Annotated in this window: 17 protein-coding genes and 2 pseudogenes; 12 read left to right on the forward strand and 7 right to left on the reverse strand. The window is 55.3% G+C overall.

What is annotated here, in order from left to right; genetic code table 11:
- Positions 1-29: 29 nt before the first annotated feature.
- Complete coding sequence (locus VRC33_RS00565; RefSeq protein WP_338559806.1) at positions 30-173, reverse strand: hypothetical protein; 144 nt, start codon at positions 171-173, stop codon at positions 30-32.
- A 36-nt stretch (positions 174-209) separates the two neighbouring features.
- Between VRC33_RS00565 and VRC33_RS00570 the strand changes: the two genes are divergently transcribed.
- Positions 210-542: a type II toxin-antitoxin system RelE/ParE family toxin gene (locus tag VRC33_RS00570; protein WP_338559808.1), complete on the forward strand. Its 333-nt coding sequence runs from the start codon at positions 210-212 to the stop codon at positions 540-542.
- Position 543: 1 nt separating this feature from the next.
- Entirely contained in the window at positions 544-828 is a 285-nt protein-coding gene (gene nadS, locus VRC33_RS00575) for a NadS family protein (RefSeq protein ID WP_338559810.1), read from the forward strand.
- Positions 829-891: 63 nt separating this feature from the next.
- On the opposite strand, the gene VRC33_RS00580 is transcribed toward nadS, so the two are convergent.
- The 4 genes and pseudogenes from VRC33_RS00580 to bcsE all read right to left on the reverse strand — a co-directional run bounded on the left by VRC33_RS00580 (position 892) and on the right by bcsE (position 4,703).
- Positions 892-1,101 (reverse strand): DUF1471 domain-containing protein, encoded by a 210-nt coding sequence (locus tag VRC33_RS00580; protein ID WP_338559812.1) that lies wholly within the window; start codon positions 1,099-1,101, stop codon positions 892-894.
- Between the two features lie 215 nt (positions 1,102-1,316).
- Positions 1,317-2,977 (reverse strand): annotated as a pseudogene (bcsG, locus tag VRC33_RS00585) (cellulose biosynthesis protein BcsG).
- A complete protein-coding gene (bcsF, locus tag VRC33_RS00590; RefSeq protein WP_338559815.1) occupies positions 2,974-3,159 on the reverse strand; it encodes a cellulose biosynthesis protein BcsF in 186 nt (61 codons plus the stop codon). The pseudogene bcsG and the gene bcsF overlap by 4 nt, the downstream one beginning before the upstream one ends.
- Entirely contained in the window at positions 3,156-4,703 is a 1,548-nt protein-coding gene (gene bcsE, locus VRC33_RS00595) for a cellulose biosynthesis protein BcsE (protein ID WP_338567468.1), read from the reverse strand. The genes bcsF and bcsE overlap by 4 nt, the downstream gene beginning before the upstream one ends.
- A 185-nt stretch (positions 4,704-4,888) precedes the next feature.
- Here bcsE and bcsR point away from each other — a divergent pair, with 185 nt between their 5' ends.
- From bcsR to VRC33_RS00635, 8 genes and pseudogenes are all read left to right on the forward strand, one after another.
- Positions 4,889-5,083: a cellulose biosynthesis protein BcsR gene (gene bcsR, locus VRC33_RS00600; protein ID WP_338559817.1), complete on the forward strand. Its 195-nt coding sequence runs from the start codon at positions 4,889-4,891 to the stop codon at positions 5,081-5,083.
- The gene (gene bcsQ / locus VRC33_RS00605) at positions 5,083-5,811 is read left to right on the forward strand and encodes a cellulose biosynthesis protein BcsQ (RefSeq protein ID WP_338559819.1); all 729 of its coding nucleotides are present in this window, start codon (positions 5,083-5,085) and stop codon (positions 5,809-5,811) included. The genes bcsR and bcsQ overlap by 1 nt, the downstream gene beginning before the upstream one ends.
- Positions 5,811-8,405, forward strand: coding sequence for a UDP-forming cellulose synthase catalytic subunit (gene bcsA, locus VRC33_RS00610; RefSeq protein WP_338564400.1), 2,595 nt, complete (start codon positions 5,811-5,813; stop codon positions 8,403-8,405). Before bcsQ ends, bcsA begins: the two co-directional genes overlap by 1 nt.
- 21 nt (positions 8,406-8,426) lie before the next feature.
- Positions 8,427-10,724 carry a cellulose biosynthesis cyclic di-GMP-binding regulatory protein BcsB gene (bcsB, locus tag VRC33_RS00615; RefSeq protein WP_338564401.1) on the forward strand — a complete coding sequence of 766 codons (2,298 nt, stop codon included), beginning with the start codon at positions 8,427-8,429 and terminating at the stop codon, positions 10,722-10,724.
- Between the two features lie 32 nt (positions 10,725-10,756).
- Positions 10,757-14,028, forward strand: a pseudogene (locus VRC33_RS00620) (cellulose biosynthesis protein BcsC).
- A gap of 154 nt (positions 14,029-14,182) precedes the next feature.
- Positions 14,183-16,186, forward strand: coding sequence for a biofilm formation regulator HmsP (gene hmsP, locus VRC33_RS00625; protein ID WP_338559822.1), 2,004 nt, complete (start codon positions 14,183-14,185; stop codon positions 16,184-16,186).
- 211 nt (positions 16,187-16,397) lie between these two features.
- Positions 16,398-17,684 carry a dicarboxylate/amino acid:cation symporter gene (locus VRC33_RS00630; protein WP_338559824.1) on the forward strand — a complete coding sequence of 429 codons (1,287 nt, stop codon included), beginning with the start codon at positions 16,398-16,400 and terminating at the stop codon, positions 17,682-17,684.
- A gap of 246 nt (positions 17,685-17,930) precedes the next feature.
- Positions 17,931-19,427, forward strand: coding sequence for a pitrilysin family protein (locus VRC33_RS00635; RefSeq protein ID WP_338559826.1), 1,497 nt, complete (start codon positions 17,931-17,933; stop codon positions 19,425-19,427).
- Between the two features lie 118 nt (positions 19,428-19,545).
- Here the strand turns inward: VRC33_RS00635 and VRC33_RS00640 are convergent, their stop codons facing one another.
- Positions 19,546-20,427: an alpha/beta hydrolase gene (locus VRC33_RS00640; protein WP_338559828.1), complete on the reverse strand. Its 882-nt coding sequence runs from the start codon at positions 20,425-20,427 to the stop codon at positions 19,546-19,548.
- Positions 20,428-21,102: 675 nt separating this feature from the next.
- Positions 21,103-22,035, reverse strand: a complete 933-nt coding sequence (locus VRC33_RS00645; RefSeq protein WP_338559830.1) for a sugar kinase — start codon at positions 22,033-22,035, stop codon at positions 21,103-21,105.
- Positions 22,036-22,311: 276 nt separating this feature from the next.
- On the opposite strand from VRC33_RS00645, the gene pdeH reads away from it, so the two are divergent.
- Both pdeH and VRC33_RS00655 read left to right on the forward strand, forming a co-directional pair.
- Entirely contained in the window at positions 22,312-23,085 is a 774-nt protein-coding gene (gene pdeH / locus VRC33_RS00650) for a cyclic-guanylate-specific phosphodiesterase (RefSeq protein ID WP_338559832.1), read from the forward strand.
- A 61-nt stretch (positions 23,086-23,146) separates the two neighbouring features.
- Positions 23,147-25,213, forward strand: a complete 2,067-nt coding sequence (locus tag VRC33_RS00655; protein WP_338559834.1) for an AsmA family protein — start codon at positions 23,147-23,149, stop codon at positions 25,211-25,213.
- The last annotated feature ends 31 nt before the right edge of the window (positions 25,214-25,244 follow it).

Genomic DNA, 25,244 nt, shown 5'->3' on the forward strand with positions numbered 1-25,244 from the left:
ATGAGCGGCCTTTTCAATTGTGAAATGATTTATTTGACCAGCTCAGCCGTTAACCAGGCAACGTTGTCTACGCGTGCGCCGGTGATTTTGTAGGAAGCCCCCGCCTGATGAGCTAATGAGAAAAGCACGATGAGTTTTTGCTCGCATATAGCGTTGCAAAATAGACTTTTCAAGGTGTACTATGTACTCCTTGAAAAGGAGTTCCACCTGTGAATCATGCGATAGAATTTATCGAAACCTCGATATTTACCCGCCAGATAAAACAGATAGCCACGGATGATGAACTTAAAGATCTCCAAAAAGAGCTTATCGAATCCCCCGACAAAGGCGATTTGATACAGAAAACAGGCGGATTAAGGAAAATCAGGATGGCGACAGGCTCCCAGGGAAAAAGCGGGAGCGCCAGAGTGATCTATTTTCTTGCCACGGGAAAAATAATCTATCTGGTTTTGGCATATCTAAAAAGCAGTAAAGAGAGTCTGACGGATGCAGAGAAGTCAGAGCTGAGGAAGCTGACAAAAATATTAAAAAGTGAGGTGTGACATGACTCTTTTTGACGAGCTCAAAGCTTCTCTGGAGGAAGCTGTAGACATTAAAAAGGGTGTTCAAGCCCCCGCGAATGTTACCCGATATGAGATTGCTGACGTGAAGGCTATCAGAGAAAAACTCAATGTTTCCCAGGCCGAGATGGCAAAGGCATTGGGTACCAGCGTGGATACCATCAAAAGTTGGGAGTTGAAAAGACGTAATCCGACTGGGTTAGCAGCAAAAGTCCTGGCGGTCATTCAGGCTAACCCTGATTTCTTTCAGGCACTGGCAGCCCGCTAAGGCTTCACCGGCAAATTTTTGAAAAGGCCGCTCAATGAGCGGCCTTTTCAATTGTGAAATGATTTATTTGACCAGTTCAGCCGTTAAGTAAGCAACGTTGTCTACGCGTGCGCCGGTGATTTTGTAGGAAGCCCCCGCCTGATGAGCCTGCGCAGCGATTTTGGCTTCAGCGCCATCCAGAGTGGAGGCTGACGCGGTCACGCTCTGTGCAAAGCTGGCGAATGAAATCAGGGTGAGTGCTGAAACTGCAACTAAAGTTTTGATGGTTTTCATGATCGTTTCCTAAGGTTGTTTTATTCGGAGTGGGGCTTTCTGCCCCGATGTAAACAATCATAGGCTTGATGAGGGATGATTGAAAGCTGAGCTATTTGCTGAAGTTTGTCAAAATAATTGAATGAAAATTAAGCGTCATTTTGCAATAAAAAAAGACCTCGTGGTGAAGTCTCCATAACTCAACCCCGATGACAGCCTGCCATCGGGGTTCAGATCTATTGCGGATAGGCGACCCAGTCACCGCCGTTCAGTCGTATCCAGGGTTTCCCCTGATACATCATCACTACCGCGTTATCATTCTCTGACACCACCGGCGTTTGCGGCAGGTTTTCTGTCAGCACCGACATATTCACATTGGCTGCATTAAATACCTGACCATCCACCACGCGGGAAACCAGCTCTGAAATGGCCTGCAGGCTGGTCGGCGCATTAACATCCAGCGCCTGTCCCTGATGGGGGGCCTTCATGCCCACGAACTTAATGCCTACCGGAACATGAGTAATGCTCGGGCTGGGAATATCCCTCAGGCCGGACATCTGCATTTTGTCACCCTGCAGGGCCGCACCATGCTCCGGCACCACAATAACCATCACCCGACGGCCTGACTTATCCAGATTGGTCAGGAAGGTATCCAGCTGATCAAACAGCAGCTTCGCGCGTGGCGGCCAGGGGGCGGTTTTGCTGCTGCCCAGATCGCGGGTGCCGTCATGCAGCGGGATCAGGTTATAGAAGGTCGCCGTGCGGGCATCGCTGCTTTTCTGGCGTTCGTCAAACCAGCGCTGCATGACCTCGCCATCATTTAACACCGGCGAACTGTCGAACGACGTCAGCTCGGCTTTAAATCCGGCCTGGGACATCAGCGGGGCGGTCAGGTTGCCATCTTCACGCAACTCCTGAAGATAATTTCCGAAGACGCCGGTATGGTCCATCATTAACTGCTGCTTAAAGCCAAGATTCGCAAGGTTATCAAAAAGATAGCAGCGTTGATCCACAGGCTTGTAGAGATCGCTGTGCGACGTCTGCCCGCAACTTGCTCTTAGCAGGCGGATCCCCGCCGGGCCGCTGTAGCCGGTAGCCGAGTTGTAGTTGCTGAGCATGATATCGAAATGCTTCCACAACGGATGATCGCGCAGCTGGGCAGCATCCATATCGGACCAGGCCAGTGAGCAGATGTTGATCACCAGAATATCAAAGGGCGCTGAGTCGGCTGGTAACGCATCAGGGAAATGAGTGACCCGCTGCTTTTCGCTCTCGTAGAATTTATTCAGATAGGCGGTGAGATTGGCGCTGGTGGGCGGTGCAGACTCATCCAGCCCACTGGCAGCAGCGGCTCTGGTTGCGGCGGCATCAGATTGTGGCGCAGTGTTCAGTGCGACAGGCGGCGCGGCTTCTTTTGAGGGGAGCAAAGCAAAAGAGGGGCCAGCGATATTCACCACGTTAATCCACAACAACATCGCCGATACCAGCACCGTAATACGGATCCACTGGGCAATAAACAGGTAGAGCACCAGCATGACAAAGGCGGTACCGACCATCTGCCAGTTGATAAAACGATTAGCCAGATCCAGCAAGTAAGCACCGGAGAATCCGGCAAGCTGGCCCCCTGGCTCATGATGGTTTCAGGCCCCGGCAGCCAGGTATCATGCCAGAACAGGCCGATGCCGATGGGAATGGAAACCCAGTTGCGCAGGCGATGCAGCGGCTCTGAAGGGAGAGGGATCAGCAGCCAGGCCAGAAACACCAGGTTGGTCAGGGCGTGAAAATTAAGGTAACCAAACCACAGCAGGGCGAATTTGATCAGGAAATAAAAGTTCCAGCCGCCCAGACCCCGCCACAAAGAGAGGGCAGGAGGCGAAGAGGGATGTTTTTGGCTCATTGCTTATCCGATGTTGAAGAGTTACGCCGCCAGGTTCCTTCATATTTCAGTGCGCGCGGCGGTGTTAGACGGTGGATCGCCCTGTGCCACTTTTTCGGCAACCAGCGGGCATAAACAGGCTTCAGCAGCAGCAGCGCCAGCACCAGCAGAATCAGGATCTGCACCCAGTCCATCAAATTCATTCGGCGTCTTCCGGGGGGAGGGTTCCGAGGGTGATATCCTGCGGCTTACGGCGCAATGGCGCTTCCTGTGGGACGGCAGGGGCCTGTTCCGGCTGAGGAGCTGCAGGCGCAGTACGCCAGGCCGTTTTGACTTTTTGCGCCATCTGCCGCACTTCCGACAAAATCTGCAAATCCTCCTGCCATACCAGGCGATTGGTGAAAATCTCATCATGGGGCAGGCGGAAGATAAATTTCAGCGCCGTGTCCAGATCATTAAAGCGGCAGGAGGAGAGAAACAGCCAGATACGGTCATCCGCCAGCGTCACTAAATCGCCATAGCGGCGGGGTTTGCACAGGGTCAGCGCCTGTTCCGGCTTCAGTTCCGGCACCGTCCTGAGCGCCACCAGCAGCCCTTTGCCGTTCTCCGGCAGCAGGGTATTGTTGACCAGCAGCGTCACAGATTCACAGAAGGGCTCCAGCTTAAGAAAGCCCCTTTCCTGCAAAGGCTGCATCGATTTTAACAGTATGTTCAAATCAGCGGGCACGTGGCGATTGTAGGTTTGCCCCTGGATCCCCTCCAGGGTGGTCAGAAATCGTGACATGGGTGCAGTGAACGGCACGATAGCATTTACCCCGCAGGCCAGAAGCAGCCGCTCGTCGCTGTAACGCAGCGCGGTTTGCATTTCACGCACCACGATTTTCAGGCCGCTGCCGCGCGTGCGGCGCAGGCTGTGGATCTGAGCAGCCAGCCCGGGAATATGATCGCTGTGCTGCAGAGTGAACACCACCGTGGCGGCATTTGCCTGGCTTGCACGTTCGAAAACCGCCTCATTATCGCTCAGCAAACGCCACTGGCTGGAAAGCGGCGGGGCACCTTCCAGTACCGATTGTTCTGCAAAAAATAATTGCTCATCATTCAGGGTTAACGGGTCCGTTTGTTCTTCCTGGCTGATTAAGGTAAAGCCATGATCGGTGGCGGATAAACGTAATGCCCGGTCCGCTAACATGTTATCGCCACTCGCCCACCAGCTAATCCGGTAATTCCAACTGTCCTGCTGCCAGTCGAGGTGGGAAAGCCCCTCTAAATGGCGATAAAATGTTTGAAGGTGGTTACGGATGTTATTAATTCCTGACCCGGACGTAATAATCAGGAAGGAAATTTGTTTCCCACTAAGCCATTTTTGTAATTTTTTAAGGAAACTAAGCACTTCCTCAGCCGCTATTTTTTCCCATAGCAATGAGGAGGTGAAAAATATCACCAGCCGGGGCTTATCTGATAACACACGGGTGAGATCGTCAGTCAGGTGCATTAAAGCCTTTTGCGTTTCTGGCAAAGTAAACATAGGGATAGCAGCCGGCCCGGTAGCGAGATCCGGTGTCAGAAGGGCCTGGGGCTGGCTGCCAGCAGCGATTAACGCCACCGAACGTTGTACAGCAATGCACTGGCGTGCCAGTAAACGGGCGTCTTGTTCCCGGTTAGCCGTCACCCAATAACAGCCTGATGGCTGCATTCGCATTAATTCATCCCTGACCTGTTCAAAACCTAAAGAGAATGTAGGTGTCATGAGTTTTTTCGTTACACGTCCCAGTATAAACATTAAGTGTAGAACAATTAAAAATAGAAAGTCTGAGTTGTATTCCTGTAAATATACATTACAACTTACACTAATCCGAATTAGACTACCTGTAAGAAAGTTCTTAAGTCAATTCGCCGCTTTTTTTGGGCTCGCGCTACAGAAGGTTATCCAGGATGAATGAGACGCGAACGTCTGTGTTATCCAACAACAGTGAAACACAGGATGATATCCGGGCTTTAGCTGACGCCTTTTCCTTACAGAACTGGCGCTATATTGATATTGCCCGTCAGGAAAAACTGGAGAAGATTATTGCCCGCTGGCCGCTGTTAGCCGAGCTGGTTTCTGCCACCCCTGCCGGGGAGCGGTAATGCCGGTTCTGGCATTTCAGGGGGTACGCGGCGGAGCGGGAGCCACTTCACTCACCGCTGCCTTCGCCTGGGCATTGCATCAGCTGGGCGAATCAGTGATTGCGGTCGATCTCTCTGCGGACAATCAATTGTGCCTGCATTTCAACACCGCCCCAGGCCATCCCCGTGGCTGGTTGCGGGCGGCGCTGGATCATCAGCCCTGGCAGCAAAGTGCCCTGCGTTATGCTGAGGGTCTGGATTTTATCCCGTCAGGCCAGCTCAGCGATGATGAACGCATGGCTTTTGTCAGCGAGCCGCTGATTTACAGTCAGGCCTGGGCCGCGCAACTGGCGGAGCTCAGGCAAAGTTACCAGTGGGTTCTGCTGGACGTGCCCGCAGGGGAAACGCCCTGGACAAGGACAATACTGCAACAGGCCGAACGGATCATTACCGTGGTGGTGCCGGATGCCAACTGCCATATCCGGCTGCATCAGCAACGTTTTACCTCCGGTAACTACTTCTTACTCAACCAGTTCTCACCGGTCAGTAAATCGCAGCAGGATCTGCATCAGTTGTGGCTTACCAGCCTGCAAAATCTGATCCCCCTGCATATTCATCGCGACGAAGCCGTGGCCGAAGCCCTGTTATGCAAGCAGCCTTTTGGTGAATACCGCCCACAGAGTCTGGCGGCAGAAGAGATTATGACGCTGGCGAACTGGGCGCTGATTACTTTGCGTGAGCAGACATGATGTCACCTTTACGCTGGCTGCTAATCCCACCGGTCTGGCTGTCGCTGCACCAGCGATATTCCGGCTTCCGCCAGCAGGGCACGCCAGTGCTGACGTCGGCGCTGCACTGTTTCTGGCTGGTTCTGGGCTGGTCGGTACTGCGGTTTGAGGGGCCAGGCTGGCAACGGGTGCAGGCCGAACGCCGCAGATTATATCCCCATATCTCACCGGAAAGGCCACGGCCAGCGGATATTCTGCGCTACCTTGTGCAAAGTATCTGGCTGCTGCTGGTCTCTCCGCTTGATGCAACCCGACGGCGTGAACGCTCACGAATGCTCCCGGTAAAGGCCTGGCGTCAGGGGATTTATCGCTGGCTGGGAAAAATGCCTGAACGTGCGGAAGAGCGCGACATAGCCCGCAAAGCTGACCGGCGACTGAAAAGCATGAATCCTCTGCTCAGGCGAGTTTTGTTCGGCCTTGCCATTCTTTCGGCATCCGCGCTGGCGCTGCTTTGTATTTCGCAGCCGTTCGATTTCTTCACCCAGTTTGTGTTTGTGGTGCTGCTGTGGAGCGTCGCAATGATAATGCGGCGAATACCGGGACGGCTGCCGACCATGATGCTGATTGTGCTGTCGCTGACCATCTCGTGCCGCTATCTCTGGTGGCGTTATACCTCCACCCTGAACTGGGATGACCCGGTAAGCCTGACCTTTGGGGTATTGCTGGTTGCGGCAGAAACCTACGCCTGGGTGGTCCTGGTTTTAGGCTATTTCCAGACGCTGTGGCCGCTGCAACGCCAGCCCGTGTCGATGCCGGAGGATATCAGTAGCTGGCCAACCATCGATTTATTAGTGCCTACCTATAATGAAGCGTTGAGCGTGGTGAAGCCCACACTTTATGCCGCACTGGGGATTGACTGGCCAAAAGAGAAGCTGACAATTTACGTGCTGGATGACGGTGACCGCGCGGAGTTTCGGGAGTTTGCGGCGGAAATAGGCGTGAAGTATATAGCCCGTAGCAGCCATGAACATGCCAAAGCGGGCAACATCAACCATGCGCTGCGCACCGAATGCAGCGGTGAATACGTGGCGATTTTCGACTGCGACCACGTACCTACCCGCTCTTTCCTGCAGGTGGCACTGGGCTGGTTCCTGAAAGATCCTAAACTGGCGATGCTACAGACGCCGCACCATTTCTTCTCGCCCGATCCTTTCGAGCGCAACCTTGGCCGTTTCCGCCGGACGCCAAACGAAGGCACGCTGTTTTATGGCCTGGTACAGGACGGCAATGATGTCTGGGATGCGGCTTTCTTCTGCGGTTCCTGTGCTGTAATTCGCCGTTCAGCGCTGGATGAGATTGGTGGTATAGCTGTTGAAACCGTCACCGAAGATGCCCACACCTCCCTGCGGCTGCATCGCAAAGGTTACACTTCGGCCTATATCCGTATTCCTCAGGCCGCCGGGCTGGCGACGGAAAGCCTCTCCGCCCATATCGGGCAACGTATTCGCTGGGCAAGGGGAATGGTGCAGATTTTCCGGCTGGATAATCCGCTGACGGGCAAGGGGCTGAAGCTGGTGCAGCGGCTTTGCTACGCTAACGCCATGCTGCATTTCCTCTCCGGCATCCCCCGGTTAATTTTTCTGCTGGCCCCGCTGGCTTTCCTGTTGTTCCACGCCTTTATCATTTTTGCGCCCGCGCTGATGATCGCCATTTTTGTGCTGCCGCACATGATCCACACCAGCCTGACCAACTCGCGGATTCAGGGGCGCTGGCGTCACTCTTTCTGGAGTGAAGTCTATGAAACCGTGCTCGCCTGGTACATCGCCCGGCCAACTACGGTGGCGCTGTTCAACCCACACAAAGGCAAATTCAACGTCACCGCCAAGGGCGGACTGGTGGAAGAGCAGCATCTCGACTGGGTGATCACTAAACCCTATATGTTGCTGGTGCTAATCAACCTTGCCGGCGTCGCTGCTGCCTTCTGGCGTCTGCATTCTGGCCCGCCTCAAGAGGTGATGACGGTGCTTGTCAGCCTGATCTGGGTGTTCTACAACATGATTATTCTGGGTGGGGCGGTCGCCGTTTCGGTGGAAGCAAGACAGATCCGTGAAGCGCACAGGGTGGAAATTGCCATGCCTGCCGCGCTGGCCCGGGCTGATGGCCATATGCTGCCCTGCACGCTACGCGACTATTCAGATGGGGGCGTGGGTGTGGAACTGCGGGAAGAAAACCTGCTCAGTGAGAAAGATAAAGTTTATCTGCTGCTACGCCGGGGCCAGCAGGAGTTCAGCTTCCCCTGTTATGTCCAGCGTACCTTTGGCCGCCGGGCCGGTATCCGCCTTCACGAACTGACAACCGAACAGCACGTGGAGTTTATCCAGTGCACCTTTGCCCGCGCAGATACCTGGGCATTGTGGCAGGACAGTTTCCCTGAAGATAAACCGATCCAGAGCCTTGCCGATATCGTGGTGCTGGGCTTCAGGGGCTACCTGCGACTGGTCGAATATGGCCCCGCACCCCTGCGCAGGTTGTTTGCGCTGCTGACACAGCTGACAGGCTGGGTAGCGTCTTTCTTCCCCAGAAGCGTGAACCGGTCAGGTTCAGCGGCATTCTGATTCAAAAAAGATGAAGAGATGATGACGAAAAAATCAGGTTGGTTAACCGCATTACTGCTGGGTGTTTTACCCCTGGCTCAGGCTGCGCCAGACAATTCTACGCTGCCAGGGGCTGGCACTGAGGCCCGGCAGGTTAAGCCGGACATTGATCCCGCTGCGCCCGTGCGTGATATTTCCTCGGCCTTTGCCCGGATCGCTCCTCCTCCAGGCAGCTTTAATCTGCTTGGCACCCGTCCTGAGGGGCAGATAGAGTTCGGGGTGCGCAGTGATGAAGTGGTGACCCGGGCGATGCTGAACCTCACCTTCCGTCCATCGCCTTCGCTAATCCCTGCGCTGTCGCATCTTAAAGTTTTTCTTAATGATGAACTGGTGGGCGTGGTGACGATTGCACCTGAGCAGCTGGGGAAAAATAACCAGGTGCAGGTGCCGATCGATCCGCGCTTTATCGGTGACTTCAACCGCATCCGTCTGGAGCTGGTCGGGCATTATGCCAATATCTGTGAGAATCCGGCTAACAGTGCCATCTGGCTGGATATTGGCAAGGAGAGCACGCTGGATCTCTCGCTGCAAAAGCTGGCGGTGAAGGACGATCTCTCTGACTTCCCTGAACCCTTCTTTGATACGCGTGATAATCGTCCCCTGACGCTGCCGGTGGTTTTTGCCAGCGCCCCTGGTCCAGCCCAGCAGCAGGCTGCGGCCGTGCTGGCCTCCTGGTTTGGCACCAAAGCCGACTGGCGCGGACAGACTTTCCCGGTGCTCTACAACCAGCTACCGCAGCAGCAGCATGCGGTGGTCTTTGCGACCAACAGCCGCCGTCCTGATTTTCTGAAGGATCTGCCGCCGGTCGACAAACCCACGGTGGAGATAGTCGACCAGCCGGATAACCCTTATCAAAAAATGTTGCTGATCCTGGGCCGCGATGACAAAGATCTGCTGACGGCCGCGCAGGGGATAGCCCAGGGGCAATTGCTGCTGCGCGGTCAGGTTTCCACCATCGACAGCCTGAAAGAGCTGGAACCCCGCGAGCCTTACGATGCGCCAAACTGGGTGCGGACCGATCGCGCCACCACCTTTGCCGAACTGCAACAGTTTGAGGGGCAGTTTCAGGCCAGTGGTATGCAGCCTTATCCGATTGGGCTGACGATGAAACTGCCGCCGGATCTCTTCCTGGTCCGCGCCCGCGGGATAGATATGGACATCAAGTATCGCTACACCTCGCCAGTACAGGATGATGGCTCGCGGCTTGCGGTCAGCCTCAATGACCAGTTTGTGCAGGATTACGCGCTGACCAACAAGCGTCAGCAGGGCAACCAGCTGCTGCGGATCCCACTGGTGCAGGGGTTGCTGGATGGCGGTACCCAGCTGACTATTCCGGCGTTAAGGCTGGGGGTGGTTAATCAGCTGAGGTTTGATTTTGATTACGCCAGCACCTTTATTGGCGGAGCTTATAACGACAAAACCAGCGAGGGCCGCTGTGAAACCGTGCTGCCCGTGACCAACCATGTGGTGATTGACGGTAACTCGACGATCAATCTGTCCGGCTATCGTCACTATATGGAGATGCCTTCGCTGGGGGCCTTTGCCAGCGCCGGTTTCCCGTTCAGCCGCAATGCGGACCTGGCGCAAACGCTGGTGCTGGTCAGCCCTCATCCGGAACCAGGCAAGGTCACGGCGCTGTTGGATGCGCTGGGCAATGTCTCTGCGCAGACAGGCTATCCTGCCCTGAAAGTGCAGATCACGGATGACTGGAGCAGGGCGAAAGAGAGCGATGCCGACCTGTTGATGATCGGCACGCTTCCCTCCCAGCTAAAGGAAGATGACAAAATCAACCTGCTGGTAGAGGCGGCTAAAAGCTGGGTCAATAAGCCTAACCGACAGACTGCCTTCTCCAGCGGCATGAACTTACCGGACGATCGCCGGGCAGAAAGCCAGACGACGATCAGTTCAGCAGGGCCGATGGCGGCGCTGGTCGGATTCCAGTCTCCTTTCTATCCGCAACGCAGCGTGGTCGCTCTGCTGGCCGACAGCCCGCGAGCCTGGGAACTGTTAAACGGCGCGCTTACCGACAGCGGTAAACGTGCCGCTATCTTCGGCTCCGCCTCCATTATTCGTGAATCCGGCGTCAACAGTTTGCGGGTGGGCGACACCTACTGGGTCGGTCATCTTCCGTGGTGGGAGCGGCTGTGGAATGCGCTGGCAACTCACCCGGTATTGCTGGCTGTTTTTGCCGCTGTGGTGGTGATCCTGTTTGGCCTGCTGGTCTGGCGACTGATGCGCCGCGTAAGCCGCCATCGTCTGGGCGATGAGGATGACGAGTAGTGAAACGTTCATTGCTCAGCCTGCTGGTGCTGATGTCCCTGAGCAGCACGGCGCTGGCTGCCCCTGCCGACGGCCAGGTTGAGCCGGTCGACTGGCTGCTGCAACAGGTCAGGATTGGCGAAGCCACCAATAAATATGATCTGGTCAGCCAGTCGCTGTACCGGCTGGAAAAAATTGCGCCGGATAATCCGCAGGTGCTGGCGGCGCAAATCCGGCTGGCGCTGCATCAGGGCGAGCAGGACAAAGCCCGCCAGCTGATGGCGGCGCTGAAAAAATCCTCGCCCGACTCGCTGGCAACCCGTCAGGCCGAAGCCAGCCTGCTGCTGCTTTCCGATGCCGGAAGGCAACAGTTGCAGCAGGCGCGTCTGTTGGCCACTTCCGGGCGGCTTGAAGAGGCGCGCACTGCCTACGATAAGCAGTTTAACGGGGTGTTTCCTTCCGGCGAAATTGCGCTGGAATACTGGCGTCTGGTGGCCCGCCTGCCGGGACAGGAGGATCGGGCGCTGGCAGCACTTCAGGCGCTGGATCGCGATGCACCGGGCAGCATCAACGTGCGGATGGCGATCGCCCAGATGGAGCTGAGCCGTGATAACCAGGCCGCTGCGGTTAAGCAGTTGCAGGCGGTGGCGGTCGATCCTGCTGGCCGGGTTCAGGCTGCTGAACTGTGGCTGAGCAACATCAAGTCGCAGCCCGTCACGCCGCAAAGCGTGGCACAGCTGAAAACCTATCTCGCCACTTTTACCAGTGACAAGCCTCAGTCAGATGGCCTTGTTGAACTGGCACGCCAGCAAAAAATGCTGGCCGATCCCGCTTATCAGCAGCGTTTGCGCGGATTAGCGATGATCGACAAGGGCCAAAGTACCGCGGCTATCCCGGCGCTTCGGGCGGCGTTGAAAGCCACGCCGGACGATCCGGATTTGCTCGGCGCAATGGGACAGGCGCTGGCCAGAGCCAATAATCGTGAAGCGGCCACTGGCTTTTTCCAGCGGGCGATTGTGGCGGATGCGCAGGGCACCGACATTGCCAAATGGCGCAGCCTGTTGCAGTCAAACCAGTACTGGCTGGCGATTGCTCAGGGAGATAAAGCGCTGGCGGCTGGCGATCCCGCTCAGGCGAGCCGTCACTATCAGCTCGCCCGCAGCCTGGATAACAGTGATGGGTATGCGCTGGTAGGGCTGGGAGATGTGGCCCTGGCGCAGAAGAATGAAGCCGTGGCGGAAGAGCAGTACCGGCGCGCGCTGCGGGTTGAACCCGGCAACACTACGGCCACCCGTCGGCTGGCAACGCTTTATCAGCAGCAGTCGCCGCAGAAGGCGATGGCCTTTATCAACGGGCTGCCTGCCGCGCAGAAACGCTCGCTGGGCGATACTCTGACGGCTTTGCGCAGCAATGCGCTCAGCGCCGAAGCGGATAAGCTGGCGGAGGCGGGAAGCTGGCCGCAGGCGGCGGAAAAATACCGTCAGGCGTTGCAGGCCTCGCCGCAGGATGTCTGGCTAAACTACCGCCTGGCGGGTGCGCTGCGTCAGGCAGGCCAGCCACAGGAAGCCGACAGGCAGATGCAGGCGATGGCCCGTCAGCAGCCGGATGTGCCTGCTCAGGTATACGCCAGTGCTTTGTATCTTTCGGGCAGCGGCAGGCCCGATCGGGCGCTGGATCAACTCCATTCGTTGCCGGAAGAAAAAGAGATCGGAACATCAAAGATCTTACTGCCCGGCTGGAGACCGATCGGGTTAATGCCCGCGCCGAAGCCAGCCTGGACAGGATTGAAGCGCTGGTGGCAGAAAATCAGCCTGTCGAAGCCCGCAGGCTGATGCAGGCGCTGCCACCGGAAGTCGCCACGCAAAGCGTGAACACTGGCCGCCGGGTGGCGAATGCCTGGCAGTCAGTGGGCGATGCGCAACGGGCAGCGGCGATCTATCAACAGTTGAAACCCCAGGCTGCGAAAGAAGCCCCTTCGCAAAGTAGCGCACTGGTGTTCCGCGATGCGGCCCGGCTGGAAGCGTCACAGCATCAGCCCGAGGCGGCACAGGCCGATTACAGCCAGGCGATGGTCGCCAGCGGTATCACCCCAACCCTGCCAGAAAATAACCTCCGCTACAGCCTGCTGACCCGCAACGATAAGCGGGATGACTGGCTGAAGCGGGGCATTCGCAGTGATGCGGCCGATCTCTACCGCCAGCAGGACACCACCCTGACGCTGGAGGAGGATTACTCCCGCAATAAAGGCACCGGCGGCGTGTCGGATTTCACGGCGCACACCACCATGATGGAAGTCGAAACGCCGTTTGCCGCGGGCAAAAGTTTTCTGCGGGTGGATAACGTAGATGTCTCAGCCGGAACCTTCTCCCGTAACAGCAGCGGCAATATTGATGAAAACTTTGGCACCTGCGCCAACGATGATGCGGCCTGTAGCCGGGATTACCGTCAGCATCAGAACGGCACCAGCGTCGGGCTGGGTTACCGCAGCGATAAATGGTCAGCCGATCTGGGCACCACGCCGCTGGGGTTTGCGGTCACTAACTGGGTAGGCGGCGTCAGCTGGAATACTGATGTAAAAGATCTGGGCGTTTCACTGACCGCTTCAAGGCGGCCTATTTCCAGCTCATTGCTTTCTTATGCTGGCGCTCAGGATCCCAATCTGGCCAGCGGCAAAACCTGGGGCGGCGTGGTTGCTACTGGTGCAGCCATTGGTCTGAGCTATGACCAGGGCAACGCCAACGGCGTCTGGGCCGATATCAGCGCGCACCAGATCACGGGTGAAAACGTGGCGGATAACTCGCGCGAACGGCTGATGGCGGGCTATTACTACAAGCTGCTCAACGAGGATAACCGGCGGGCAACCATTGGCCTCAACGGCATGCTCTGGCATTACGCCAAAGACCTGAGTGATTACTCACTTGGGCAGGGGGGCTACTACAGCCCGCAAAGTTATACCTCGCTGTCGGTGCCGGTTACCTGGCGTCAACGCACCGAAAACTGGTCTTACGATCTGGGTGCTTCTGTCTCGTGGTCTCATTCAAAAACCAGCGGAGAATCACGCTATCCGCTAAGTTTCGGTTCGCTCACCGCCAATAACCCGAAAAGCAGCGACAGCAGCAGCAGTGGCTTTGGCTACACGCTACGGGCGGTGATTGAACGCAGGCTCACCGCCCACTGGACGCTGGGGGCCGGTGTGGATATTCAGGAAGCCAAAGATTACACGCCAAGCCACGGATTGATTTACGCCCGCTACTCAATGGCAGGCTGGGAAGGCGACCTGGATATGCCACCACAGCCGTTAACGCCTTACGCAGACTTCAAATAGTCCGTAAGCCGGGGGGAATTTTACCCTATCCCGCTCAGAAAGCGCCTAATCAGCAGGTTAGCGGATCGCGGTGCTTAACAAGCGGCCACCATAAGATATACTCAGGGCAGTTTTGCTGCCCCCGGTGGCAGCATCCAGTGATTCGGAGAACAGCTTGCGTGTCAGTCGTTCATTAACAATAAAACAGATGGCAACGGTGTCAGGCGTGGCTGCCGTAACCATCTCGATTTTTATTGTCATTCAGCTTTTCCACTTTGTGCAGCAGCGCAGGGTGGATTATGCCCAGCAGATGGAAAATGTCGCCCATACCGTGCGGCAACCTTTATCCCAGGCGGTATTAAAAGCGGATATTCCCCAGGCGGAACTTATCCTTAATTCACTGAAGCCGGCGGGCATTCTGGCGCGAGCTGAAGTGGTGCTGCCCAACGGCTTACAGGCTCTGCATACGGACTTTGAGCCGGAAAAGCCGGTGCCGGACTTTATCGCCAGGCTGTTTGAACTGCCGGTAAAAATTACCGTTCCGCTCTACTCTCTGGAGCCTGCCAATCCCAAGCCGCTGGCCCTGCTGGTCTTGCAGGCCGACTCCTGGCGGGTCTATCAGTTTATCCTCAGCGCGCTGTCGACCATGGTGACCACCTACCTGCTGCTGGCCCTGATCCTGTCGGTGGCTATCAGCTGGTGCATAAATAAGCTGATAGTTCGTCCGCTGCGGCGCATTGCCACTGAGCTACAGGATTTGCCTCCCCAGAAAGCCATCTCTCACCAGCTTGCGCTGCCGGATCGCCATCGTGACGATGAGCTGGGCATGCTGATCCGCAGCTATAACCGTAATCAGCAGGTGCTGGAAGCGGTACATGACGAGATGAGCAGGCAGACTACGCGATTTAAGCTGACCAATCTGCCCAACCAGACGCTGTTCCTGGCCCTGCTGGAGCAGCATCTGAACTCCATTCCCACTGATGAAAATTTCAGCGTGATGGTGCTGCGTATTGAAACACTGCTGGAAACCAATGGCGTGGTGATGGACGAGCAGCGGGATGCGCTGCTGCTGACCCTGCTAGAGAAAATCCGTCACTGCACTGACAGCCAGACGGTGCTGGGCCAGTTATCCGGCAATGATTTTGTGCTGCTGGTGAAACGGGCTAACAAGCCCTTCCGGGCTATAAGGCTGGCCCGCCTGTTGCTGATGCGTCTTAATCAGCCCGTGGCGCTACAGACTATGCAACTCAGGCCTAACGTCAGTATTGGTCTGGCGCAACGTGAGGATAGCGATCTCACCGCACAGGATTTACTGAGCCGTGCCGCTTCCGCCATGATGTCTGCCCGTCTTGAGGGCAAAAACCAGATCCTGTTCTTTGACCCGGCGATGATGGAGCGGGCGCATAAACGCCTGACTCAGGAACACGATATTTTGCAGGGGCTGGCAGAAGAGCAGTTTGCCCTCTACCTGCAACCGCAGATTGATATGCGCAACGGCAGGCTGGTCGGTGCGGAAGCCCTGCTGAGGATGCGCCAGCCGGACGGGAGCTGGGCATTGCCGGAAGACCTGATCGTTAACGCTGAGGAAATCGGCGTGATCGGGGCGCTGGGGCGCTGGGTGTTTGAAGAGTCCTGCCGGGTGCTGGCAACCTGGCAAAAGCAGGGGATTCATCTGACGCTCAGCGTCAATCTCTCTGCGGTTCAACTGCGCGAGCCGGATATGGTGGCGCATCTGCAGGACCTGATTCACCGCCACCGTATCTCACCAGGCAGCCTGATGCTGGAGATCACCGAAACGGCGCAGGTTGGCGAGCCTGAACAGGCACTGAAATTGTTAAGCGAGCTACAGAAAGTGGGTGTCTCCGTCGCGCTGGATGATTTTGGTATGGGCTACGCGAACCTGAACTGGCTCAGCCAGTTTAAATCCCTGCCCATCAGCAAGCTGAAGATGGATCGCAGTTTCGTCGCTGTGTTGCCTGACGATGACACTATGGTACGCATCGTTGCCGCTATCGCGGAGATCATCAAACTGGATGTGATCGCCGAGGGCGTGGAAACCAGTCAGCAACGGGACTGGCTGCTGGCACGCGGCATCCATATTGGTCAGGGCTACCTCTATTCTGAAGCGCTTCCCCTGATGCTGTTTAATAAAAAATACCTGGAATCCTTTACACAATAAAACCTTACCGGCAGGGATAATCGCTGGTGGTAGCAATCCTTAAGCCAAATGCCGATTGCTGATGTGATTCAGCTCATAAATTGACGTGCTGGCGGGACGCTGAATGTGTCAACTTATATCAATCCCGTTAACGTAGTGTTATTTTCGCGCTGAAGCATGATTATAACTCCAGCGAATTCACCCGCCATCCAGGCCGTTACCGGACATTTTTATGAAAACTTCCCTGTTTAAAAGCCTTTATTTCCAGGTGTTAACAGCTATCGCCGTGGGCGTGCTGTTAGGGCATTTCTATCCCGAGATAGGTGCCCAGATGAAACCCCTGGGCGATGCCTTCGTTAAGCTGATCAAGATGATCATCGCGCCCGTTATTTTCTGTACCGTGGTAACAGGGATTGCCGGTATGGAAAGCATGAAAGCCGTAGGCCGTACCGGTGCCGTGGCGCTGCTCTATTTTGAAATTGTCAGTACCGTTGCCCTGATCATTGGTCTGGTGGTGGTCAACGTGCTGCAGCCTGGCGTGGGGATGAACATTGACCCGGCCACGCTGGATGCCAAAGCGGTGGCGGTGTATGCCCAGCAGGCTGAGCAGCAGGGCGTGGTGGCATTCCTGTTAGATGTTATTCCAAACAGCGTGATCGGGGCCTTTGCCAGCGGCAATATTCTTCAGGTGCTGCTGTTCGCTATCCTGTTTGGTTTTGCCCTGCATCGCATGGGTGATAAAGGAACGCTGGTCTTTAACTTTATCGACAGCTTCTCCAAAGTGATTTTCGGCATCATCAACATGATCATGCGTCTGGCACCGATTGGCGCCTTCGGGGCCATGGCCTTTACCATCGGTAAATATGGTGTGGGATCGCTGGTCCAACTGGGGCAGCTGATTATCTGCTTCTATATCACCTGTCTGCTGTTTGTGATCGTGGTGCTGGGACTGATTGCCCGCGTGGTGGGCTTCAACATCTTCAAATTCATCGCCTACATCAAGGAAGAGCTGCTGATTGTGCTGGGCACTTCCTCTTCGGAATCGGCGCTGCCTCGCATGCTCGATAAGATGGAGAAGCTGGGCTGTAAAAAATCGGTGGTGGGGCTGGTTATCCCAACCGGCTATTCGTTCAACCTGGATGGCACCTCGATATACCTGACCATGGCGGCAGTATTTATTGCTCAGGCCACCAATGCGCATATGGATATCTGGCATCAGATCACCCTGCTGGTGGTGCTGCTGCTCTCCTCTAAAGGCGCGGCAGGGGTTACAGGCAGTGGATTCATCGTGCTGGCGGCAACGCTCTCTGCCGTTGGCCACCTGCCGGTGGCGGGTCTGGCGCTGATCCTCGGGATTGACCGCTTTATGTCTGAAGCGCGCGCGCTGACCAACCTGGTCGGTAACGGCGTGGCTACCGTTGTGGTAGCGAAGTGGGTGGGCCAGCTGGATGAAAAACAACTTAAGGAGACGCTAACAGCGGGAAAAAAGGCAAAAAAGCTGCCTGATACGCCGGTATAAGCGTTTATTTTACTTAAAACCCTCCGAAATGCCCGCCGCGACTTGCCCTCGCGGCGGGCATTTGCATAATAACCCCCAGAGATTTTAATCATTTTTCACTTCAGGGTGGGACATCCCCGCCATCGCGTGGTCTAAGAAGCTGTTCCGTTAAAAAACAGCGGCTTCTCTGAGTTATCCTCCCGTCGATAGCAGCAGGCCGTAGATCGCCAGTGATTTTTTTTGGTTTGTGATTTAGTAGGGGTTCACATGCAGGGCACCAGAATTCTTCTTTTGGTCGGTGGAATATTGCTGGCCGCCGCCAGCAGCACTGTTCAGGCTGAAACACTCCAACCCGATCCCGCCTGGCAGCAAGGGAAACTGGATAACGGTTTCAGCTGGCAGGTTTTGACAACGCCTCAGCGTCCCAGCGATCGCGTTGAAGTTCGCTTACTGGTTAACACAGGTTCGCTGGTGGAAAATACCCAGCAGGCCGGTTACAGCCATTTATTGCCGCGTATGGCCCTGGTGCACAACGCGAAACTTGATCCTGCCCAACAGCGCTCGCTGTGGCAGCAAAGCATCGATCCCGATCGTCCACAGCCGCCCGCTCTGACCTCTTACGATTTCACGCTTTATACGCTCAGCCTGCCGAATAACCGGCCTGAGATGGTGAAAGAAGCGTTGAACTGGCTGGCGGCAACTGCCGGTGATATGAGCATCAACGAGCAGACAGTGAACGCCGCGCTGAGTGCGGATGATCCGATAGCGACCTGGCCTGCCAACCCTCAGGATGTCTGGTGGCGCTATCGCCTGAAAGGCTCAACGCTGTTGGGACACGATCCGGCTGCGCCTGCCAATGCCCCTGTGGACATGGAAAAGCTCAAGGCGTTCTATAAGCAATGGTACACCCCGGATGCCATGACTCTGATGGTGGTAGGCAATGTGGACAGCCGCGGACTGGTAGAGCAGATCAACAAGACCTTCTCTCCGCTGGAAGGCAAGCGTGATTCGCCTTCGCCAATGCCCACGCTGTCGCCGTTGCCGCCTCAGCCCGTCAATCTGGTGAACAATAATCTGACCCAGGATCGCCTGTCGCTGGTGTGGGATACCCCCTGGCAGCCGATCCGTGATTCGCAGAATCTGCAACGTTACTGGCAGAGCGATCTGGCAAGGGAGGCATTGTTCTGGCATGTTCAGCGCGTGCTGAGCAACAACAAAGCACAGAAAGTGCAGGTCGGATTTGACTGCCGCGTGCTCTACCAGCGCGCCCAGTGTGCCATCAACCTGGATGCGGATAACGCCACGCTGCCAAACAACCTGAATCTGGTGGCCCGTGAAATGGCTAACATCCGTGATAACGGTCTGCCGCAGGAAGAGTTTGATGCACTGATGGCGCAGAAGACGGCCGAGCTGAACAAGCTGTTTGCCACTTATGCCCGGACTGACACGGATGTGCTGATGAGCCAGCGTTTGCGCTCCCAGCAGAATGCGGTGGTGGATATCGCGCCTGAGCAGTATCAGAAACTGCGCCAGAGTTTCCTCTCTGGCCTGACATCACAGATGATGAATCAGGAGTTGCGTCAGCAGCTCTCTCAGGATCTGACCATGATGCTGATGCAGCCGCAGGGCGAGCAGGAAACCAACGTGAAGTCTCTGCAGGAGAGCTGGCAGAAAATCATGGTCCCGGCCCCGGCTCCCGAAGCTGCTGCCGCCGTGGATGAAACCCGTCCTGAAGTGTCAGATATTCCGGCTTCATCAAATTAAGCCGTCAGACGTTACCCGGCAGATTGTTGCTGCCGGGTAACGCCCTTGCTTGCTGTTCAGTTTTTTGAACAAATCCACGTTAACAGCCTTGCTGAGTACCCCATCTTTCCTGCCGGGATCACCACACCCGTGCGCGCAGCCATTCGTTGACCAGCATTGGCCAGCTTGCCAGCGGCAGATCGGCGACGTTGCGGATGCCGAAACCGTGGCCCCCCTTCTCGTAAAAATGCAGCTCGCTCGGGACATTGTGCTCGCGCAGCGCGCTGAACATCACCATGCTGTTGTTGATCGGCACGGATTGATCGTTGACCGCATGGATCAGCAGCGTTTGCGGCGTTTTATCGGTGACGCGCGTTTCCAGCGAATAAGCGTCAATTTCCTGCTGCGTGGGGTGTTCGCCAAGCAGGCGCAGGCGTGAACCCTGGTGCGCCAGTCCTTCGCGCATACTGATCACCGGATACATCAGCACCAGGGCATCCGGACGTGCAGTCAGGGAGTCGGCAATATCCTGTACCGGATAAAGTTTCTCCTCAAAGCGGGTTGCCACGCTGGCGGCCACGTAGCCTCCGGCAGAAAAGCCCATCATCACGATTCGCTTGCCTGTCAGGTTACGGGCAGCACGATGTCGCAGTACGCGCACCGCGCGTTGTGCATCCGCCAGTGGCGCATCAGCGGCTTCGTGGTGACCATCCTGCGGAAAGCGATAAGTCATCACTGCCAGGGTGTAGCCCATCGCGGTAAAGAACATCGCCAGCGCGCTGCCCTCTTTATCGATCATAATTTTTTCAAAGCCACCCCCCGGTGCCACCAGCAGCGTCACGCCGTTGGATTTCCCCTCTTCCGGATACCAGAAGGCCAGCTCGGGGCATTTCACACCACTGGCAGCCCGATCCCAGGGTTCATATTCTTTGGCCAAGTCGATAATTTGTGGGCTGACCCGGGAATCACTGGCTCCAGGCGCATCGCCATGAGGCCAGAGGTTAATTATTTCGGTTTTCACAGGCGCTCCTGTTTATTTTTATTAAAAGTATAGGCGAGCCGGGAGAAATAATAAGGATTCGTCTGGTCGCGGTGAAAGTAACATTGCCCATTAATGGTTACAGCGTCCAGCCTTCATCGGCCATTCTGGCCAGTTTCAGACTATGCCCAGGGAATAAATTAACGCCACCTTAAATTGTAATTTTCTCCCGTTATCTGTTTGTTTTAAATAAGAACCTTTTGAGAAAGGGATCATGGAGAGAGGGTGTTAAGGGGTACTTAATAAATTTCCATTTTATTCATAACGTTAAGGGTTTTTGGCCTGGAGAATAACAGAGTATTAAGAATTAACTCATTCAGGACGGTAACGCGTTTTAACTGGCGGGAGATATTATTTTTATCACCTTAATGTGTGACAAAGGGCTTAATCTCAGAGTTTCATCAGGACTTGCTGATTATTTATATTATGAGGAATTAAATTAACTGCCTAAAGTCAAATAAGGCAGTTAATATGCAGATAATTTACCTTAAAGCCCGGTTCGGTATCCGCTATCGCGATAAACACCCGTACAGTAATAAAGAAATTTAAAGCCGGTGTTGTGCCAGACAAAGTCTTAACCTGCTGGCGTCAGCACCTGTAACTGTTTCAGCAATCGCGTGTGCAGCTTATGCAGGTGCCGTCGCCTACGCGTGCAGCTTATTCAGGCATCGCCGCCAGCGGAATGATGGCACCCCGATGCTGAATAACAGTGCTGGCGGTGAGGTGTCCTCGTTTTGCAGCGTCTTCGGCACTGCCGCCGCTGAGGCGCACGGCAAGGTAGCCCGCGCTGAATGAATCGCCTGCGGCAGTGGTATCCACCACGCTGCTGGCTGGCAGTTTAACGGCTGGAACCTCCAGCAGAGGCCGATCTTCCACCGCCACCAGACAGGCATCCGCCCCGCGTTTGATCACGATTTCACTCACGCCAGCGGCTCTGGTCCTGGCTATCACATCTTCCACAGGCGATTCTCCCCACAGCAGGGTTTCATCATCCAGCGTCAGGAAGGCGATATCGGTACAGGCCAGCATCGCCTGGTACGCCGCCTGCGTCACTTCCGCTGAGGGCCATAAGCGGGGGCGGTAGTTATTATCAAAGATAATTTTGCCGCCATTATTCCGGCAGGTGGTTAACAGCCCCATCAACTTTTCACGGCTTTGTGGGCTGAGGATGGCCAGACTGATACCGCTGAGATAGAGATAGTCGTAGCTGGCAAGCTGCTGACTGATGGCGTCAGCCCGATCGCTCTCCAGCCAGTAACGGGCGGCTGCATCATTGCGCCAGTAATAAAAGGTTCGCTCGCCATGCTCATCTGTCTCTATCACGTAAAGACCCGGTAGCTTGTTTTCCATCCGCTGAATCAACGAGGTTCCGATCTGTTCCTGTTCCCAGGCCGCGATCATGTCACTGCTGAAACTGTCGGTGCCCAGAGCGGTAACGTAGTCCACTCCGAGCTGCTGGTTTTCTACCTGGCGGGCGATATAGACGGCCGTGTTCAGGGTATCGCCGCCAAAACCACGGCTCAGGTCGCTCTCTTTTTGTGAAAGCTCAATCATGCATTCGCCAATGACGGCAATTTTTTTCTGTGTCATGGGGGGCCACTCATCATTCACATTTAGACCAGTTTCGCCGTCCGGCCCGGCCGAGTCAATAAATTAAAACGCTGTTTTACTTTTATCCTGTGGCGCAGAAAACAGGATTACAGCGTGCTGAAAGCGTCTGTTACCGCAACAGATCTCACCGTAATAAGCGACAATCACTGGTTTGATGGGCAGAACCCGCAATAAAGTTCTCCAGGCTGGTGCCGATATCTCTCTTTGCGGGAGATCTGTTCCAGGGAGGTCTCATCATAATAAAGGAACAATATCATGGTGCTGAATGCTCTCAGTCACCGGCTTCCTCCATCAGAGGGTGTTGAAAAACAACAGGAAGATAGTGCTTACTGGCTGGAATGCCAGCGCATTTATACGTTTCAACCTATCTACCAGGTAACCGGTAGCCTGATGGCTATTGAGTTGCTCACGGCGGTGTTTCATCCTTCCGCACCGGGCAAAAGGTTGTCGCCGGAGACCTATTTTGCCGCGCTTGAAGTGACTCAGCGTCTGCAAATCATTTATGAACAACTGAAATTGCTGACCGTCTGGGAAACAAAATTCATCGCCTCAGGCATAGTGGCTTCGGTCAATATTGATGGCCCGACCTTATCTGCGGTTCAGCATGACAGTGCTGTGCGGGAGCTGATCGCTCGTTGTCCCTTTGTCCGTTTTGAACTGGTTGAGCACTATATGTTGCCCCATCAGGAGCTTGTCGCGGAGATGCCTGAACTGGGTCCGTTGTGGCTGGATGACTTTGGGTCCGGCATGGCTAATTTCTCGGCGCTGAATGAACTGAAGTACGATTACATCAAAATGGCCCGCGAGCTGTTTATCATGCTGAAAAATTCAGAAGAGGGCTGCAAGCTGTTTAACTTGTTGCTGATACTGATTAACCGCTATTGCAAAGGCGTGATCGTGGAGGGCGTGGAGACCGTCGAGGAGTGGATCCAGGTGAAAAACTCTCCTGCTTTTGCTGCTCAGGGGTACTTTTTTGCCCGCCCGCTCTCTTTTGATCAGCTCGAGTCGTTGCCCTTGCAGCTGAACTGATCCCGTTTCCTGTTCTCTCGACTATCTTTACAGAAGGCCGAAGCGAGCAAGGAGACCGGGTATGTCGCGTACGGGAAAAATAATTAGCTGGATTGTCGGGATTTTTTTGTTGCTGGTCGTTATCGTGGTGATTGTTATCGCGACCTTTGACTGGAACCGACTCAAACCCACTATTAACGAAAAAGTGTCTGCTGAACTGAATCGCCCCTTTGCCATTCGTGGCGATCTGGGCGTGGCCTGGGAGCGCAATCGGGATGAGCCAGGCTGGCGCAGTTGGGTGCCCTGGCCGCACGTTCACGCCGAAGACATTCTGCTTGGCAATCCGCCAGAAATTCCAGAAGTCACTATGGTTCATCTGCAACGTGTGGATGCCACGCTTGCCCCTCTTGCGCTGATTGGCAAAGAGGTGTTTATTCCGTGGATCAGGCTGACACAGCCGGATGCCAGGCTGATTCAGACCGCAGATAAAAAGAACAACTGGACCTTTACGCTGGCCGAAAGTGACAGCCCTGAACAGGCTCAGGCTCCTTCTGCCTGGACCTTCCGTCTGGACAACATCATGTTCGATCGGGGCCAGATTCGCTATCGGGATGCGATCAATAAAGCAGATGTGCAGGTCACGGTTGATCCCCTGGGTAAACCAGTGCCATACGTTCAGGTAGCAGGTAGCAAAGACGATAAGAGTCAGAAGGGCGCTTCTGATTTCGTCTTCGGCTGGAAAGCTTCCGGGACTTACAACGATGAGAAGCTGACCGGGGACGGGAAAATCGGCGGCATGCTGTCGCTGCGCAGTAAAACTAATCCTTTCCCTCTTGCGGCAGACGTTCGCAATGGCACCACCCGCGTTCAGGTAGCCGGCACATTACAGGATCCGCTTAACCTGGGAGGGCTTGATATCCGCCTGCGCTTCTCGGGAGATACGCTGGCTAATCTGTATGGCCTGACCGGCATTCTGCTGCCTGATACTCCCCCTTACGAAACGGACGGGCACTTGATTGCGCGCTTCCAGGAGAAAGGCGGGCCGGTATTCCGTTATGAAAACTTCAACGGCCATATCGGCGACAGCGATATCCACGGTTCAATGACCTACACCCAGGGGAAACCTCGTCCTAAACTTGAGGGCTCGCTTGAGTCTGAACAGTTGAGAATGGCTGATTTGGGGCCGCTGATTGGGGTCAATTCCGGCAAGGGCAGTGAGAAAACCGAGCAGGCCAAGGCTAAGCGCGGTGAGGCTTCCGGCCAGCCTGCCGATCGGGTACTGCCTCATGATAAATTCGATACCAAAAGCTGGGATGTGATGGATGCCGATGTAAAATTCAGCGGCAAACGCATTGAACACAGCAACTCGTTACCGCTCAGCGATCTCTATACGCACCTGGTGCTGAAAAAGGGCGACCTGCTGCTCGATCCGCTGCGTTTTGGCGTGGCCGGAGGCCATCTGAATTCGACCATTCATATGGAAGGCAACCGTACCCCGATGCGTGCGCGAGCCGATCTCCATGCCCGGAATCTGAAGCTTAAACAGCTCTTCCCGGATGTGGCTGCCATGCAAAGCAGTATGGGGCAGATGAACGGCGACGCCACCCTGAGCGGTACCGGCAATTCGGTAGCCGATATCCTCGCCACCAGCGACGGCGATCTGAAGATGCTGATGAATGATGGGGTAATCAGCCGTAGCCTGATGGAGATTGTCGGCCTGAATGTCGGCAACTATGTGGTGGGTAAACTGTTTGGTGATGATGAAGTACGCATCAACTGTGCGGCCGCGGATCTTAACGTCAGAAACGGGTTAGCCTCGACCAGGCTGTTTGTCTTCGATACCGAAAATGCGGTAATCAATATTGCCGGCACCACCAATTTCGCTAACGAACGGATGGATTTGTCGATCGATCCGGAGAGTAAGGGTATCCGTATTATTACCCTACGTTCGCCACTCTACGTTAAGGGAACGTTCAAGAACCCTGATGCTGGCGTGAAAGCCGGTCCGCTGATTGCCCGTGGTGCCGCAGCCGTCGCGCTTGGCGCCGTAGTGGCCCCTGCGGCGGCGCTGCTGGCGTTGATCTCACCCAGCGATAATGAAGAGAATCAGTGTACTGACGTGCTGAAGCAGATGAAGAGCAAGAAGTAAGCCCGACCAGGGGAAGCGGATCGTCCGCTTC

Origin of the sequence: Erwinia sp. E_sp_B01_1, from assembly GCF_036865545.1 — a bacterium.
Taxonomy (GTDB): domain Bacteria; phylum Pseudomonadota; class Gammaproteobacteria; order Enterobacterales; family Enterobacteriaceae; genus Erwinia.

What these genes read in the sequence shown, in the direction of transcription:
- bcsA (WP_338564400.1), top strand. Translation starts at nt 5,811, where the DNA reads ATGTCACCTTTACGCTGGCTGCTAATCCCACCGGTCTGGCTGTCGCTG.
- bcsR (WP_338559817.1), top strand. Translation starts at nt 4,889, where the DNA reads ATGAATGAGACGCGAACGTCTGTGTTATCCAACAACAGTGAAACACAG.
- VRC33_RS00630 (WP_338559824.1), top strand. Translation starts at nt 16,398, where the DNA reads ATGAAAACTTCCCTGTTTAAAAGCCTTTATTTCCAGGTGTTAACAGCT.
- VRC33_RS00645 (WP_338559830.1), bottom strand. Translation starts at nt 22,035, where the DNA reads ATGACACAGAAAAAAATTGCCGTCATTGGCGAATGCATGATTGAGCTT.
- bcsB (WP_338564401.1), top strand. Translation starts at nt 8,427, where the DNA reads ATGACGAAAAAATCAGGTTGGTTAACCGCATTACTGCTGGGTGTTTTA.
- bcsQ (WP_338559819.1), top strand. Translation starts at nt 5,083, where the DNA reads ATGCCGGTTCTGGCATTTCAGGGGGTACGCGGCGGAGCGGGAGCCACT.
- VRC33_RS00635 (WP_338559826.1), top strand. Translation starts at nt 17,931, where the DNA reads ATGCAGGGCACCAGAATTCTTCTTTTGGTCGGTGGAATATTGCTGGCC.
- bcsE (WP_338567468.1), bottom strand. Translation starts at nt 4,703, where the DNA reads ATGACACCTACATTCTCTTTAGGTTTTGAACAGGTCAGGGATGAATTA.
- pdeH (WP_338559832.1), top strand. Translation starts at nt 22,312, where the DNA reads ATGGTGCTGAATGCTCTCAGTCACCGGCTTCCTCCATCAGAGGGTGTT.
- nadS (WP_338559810.1), top strand. Translation starts at nt 544, where the DNA reads ATGACTCTTTTTGACGAGCTCAAAGCTTCTCTGGAGGAAGCTGTAGAC.
- bcsF (WP_338559815.1), bottom strand. Translation starts at nt 3,159, where the DNA reads ATGAATTTGATGGACTGGGTGCAGATCCTGATTCTGCTGGTGCTGGCG.
- VRC33_RS00580 (WP_338559812.1), bottom strand. Translation starts at nt 1,101, where the DNA reads ATGAAAACCATCAAAACTTTAGTTGCAGTTTCAGCACTCACCCTGATT.
- VRC33_RS00655 (WP_338559834.1), top strand. Translation starts at nt 23,147, where the DNA reads ATGTCGCGTACGGGAAAAATAATTAGCTGGATTGTCGGGATTTTTTTG.